Source organism: Campylobacter sp. RM12642 (genome assembly GCF_020137635.1).
In the GTDB taxonomy this organism is placed as follows: Bacteria; Campylobacterota; Campylobacteria; order Campylobacterales; family Campylobacteraceae; genus Campylobacter_E.
In genome coordinates, this window is sequence record NZ_JACGAT010000056.1 from 1 (window position 1) to 2,063 (window position 2,063).

The following is a 2,063-nucleotide window of genomic DNA, read 5'->3' on the forward strand; positions in this document are numbered from 1 at the left end:
ATTTTTTAAATACATAAAAGCTTATTAATAAAGATAATATGGTAATTTAATTACAAAAGTTAATTTAAAAGTAACTAAAATAAAAGAATTAAACAAACATTATATAAGCTATTTGCAAATTAACTAAACAAATACTATAATAAAAATGTTTCACCCTTTTTGGGTTAGTCGCCCCCTTATCGCAAGATAATGGCTCGGGTTTCCCCCACCTTTTAGGTGTGGGGTTAATTTATTACTTCATTTATAATTATTTGTTTTATATTTAAAAAATCATTTTTTAGTAATTTAATTTTAGCTTGATACATAACTCTTTTATTGTCAAACACTTTAATTTGAGATAATAAAGCAGTTTGTAAGCTTCCATTACTATCAAAAACATAACGATATTTATTAGCTTTTCCATATACTTTAGAACTTAAAGGAACACCTAAAAACAGCCTATTACCAGCACTATCAAAAAGCTTATTAATCACTAGCACAGGTCTAGCATAATCTTTACCTTTGCCATAAACTTCATAACCTATATTTAATCCTATTTTAACCCAATAAACTTCCCCAAGTTTTATATTTTTATGTTTATTATTATCATTTGTTTTCTTTTTAACTTCATTCCAGTCATCATAATTCATCATAGCAAAATCCTATTTTTTCTTATTTTATAATAATTTTTCTATATTGTTAATATAGTCGCCATACCATTGCATTAAAATCATTTTTTCTTTTATAGATGATCTACTTCTTTCATAATGCATCGCTATGCCTTTTGTAGAATGATCCATAACTTCTTCAATTACTTTTTCACTAATACCCATACTATTTAAAGTGGTAATATTTAAACTACATATTGTTTTAAAAGTGCTTCTAAATCCATAAGGGACTACTTTTCCATAATATTTATAATTTAAAGTTTCTCTAATAGCTTTACTTATAGTATTTGTTGATATGTGCTTATTTTTGTATTTTGAAGGAAATACATAAATATTATTTTTTGAAATTGATTTTAATTCAGATAAAATTTTAATCATATATGTATTCAATGCTATTGTATGTTCATTTTTATTCTTCATTTCACTTGCTGGAATAGTCCATAATTTATTTTTAAAATCAATATAACTCCATTTCGCAGATACTGTGTTAAATGGTCTATTTGCAGTGAGAATTTGTAAAAATATTGCATATTTAATATTTAAATCAATTTTATTATTTTCTTTTAGGCATTTTATAAAATTTTTTATATCTTCATTATTTATTAGAGCAGGTCTTCTGCCATCACGAGAGTTAATTTTATTAAATTCTTTTAAAGTAATAAAGTGTTCTTTTAAATTATTTGCTGGATTATTTTGTATGTAATTATCTGCTATCGCTAAATCAAAAATTGATTTTAAATATGATATTAGCCTGTGTATTATATCAATTCTACTTTTATTTTTATTTGCTGGATTATATATACTAGTTAGTATATCTAATAATTCACTATGTTTAATATCTGCAATGTTTTTATCTCCCAACTTGGGTAAAAGGTATTTATTAATTCTTTGCATTATTTGTTTTACATATCTTTCATTTCTACATTTGTTTTGAACTATTTTTATATATTGTTTATATAAAATACTAAAATTGTAATTTACCCTATTGATGCTTAAATTGTAGTTTTCATCAATAAGTAGTTTTCTTAATATTTTAATTGCATCAGCTCTTGCTTCTTTTATAGAGTATATATTTTCTCTAAATTCATGAAGTTTTATCATTTTGTTTTTATACCTAATACAAAATGTTTTCATACCACTAGGATAAATTCTTAGATATAGTTCTTTTGGATTACCAACACATTTAATATATGCTTTATTGTTATTTTGTAATTTTTTAATATCTTTATTTGTTAAATTAGTGCTACTAATTCTTCCCATTATTATCCTTTTACAGTTTATAGTTTTAAGTTACTTAAAAAGTTATTTAAAGTATGTTTAAGTCAAAAAATAATATACTGAACTTGTTTTATACTTTCATTACCTTCTTATTTAAAATCTAATAATTTTTATTTTTTTACTTTATAAATACCACTA

At 22.7% G+C, this 2,063-nt stretch carries 2 protein-coding genes; both read right to left on the reverse strand.

Annotated features, from left to right (window positions below; genetic code table 11):
- Nucleotides 1-224: 224 nt before the first annotated feature.
- Nucleotides 225-632 (reverse strand): type II toxin-antitoxin system PemK/MazF family toxin, encoded by a 408-nt coding sequence (locus tag AVBRAN12642_RS09590; protein ID WP_239803217.1) that lies wholly within the window; start codon nt 630-632, stop codon nt 225-227.
- Between the two features lie 24 nt (nt 633-656).
- The gene (locus AVBRAN12642_RS09595) at nt 657-1,907 is read right to left on the reverse strand and encodes a tyrosine-type recombinase/integrase (RefSeq protein WP_336608303.1); all 1,251 of its coding nucleotides are present in this window, start codon (nt 1,905-1,907) and stop codon (nt 657-659) included.
- Between the last annotated feature and the right edge of the window lie 156 nt (nt 1,908-2,063).

What these genes read in the sequence shown, in the direction of transcription:
- AVBRAN12642_RS09590 (WP_239803217.1), bottom strand. Translation starts at nt 632, where the DNA reads ATGATGAATTATGATGACTGGAATGAAGTTAAAAAGAAAACAAATGAT.
- AVBRAN12642_RS09595 (WP_336608303.1), bottom strand. Translation starts at nt 1,907, where the DNA reads ATGGGAAGAATTAGTAGCACTAATTTAACAAATAAAGATATTAAAAAA.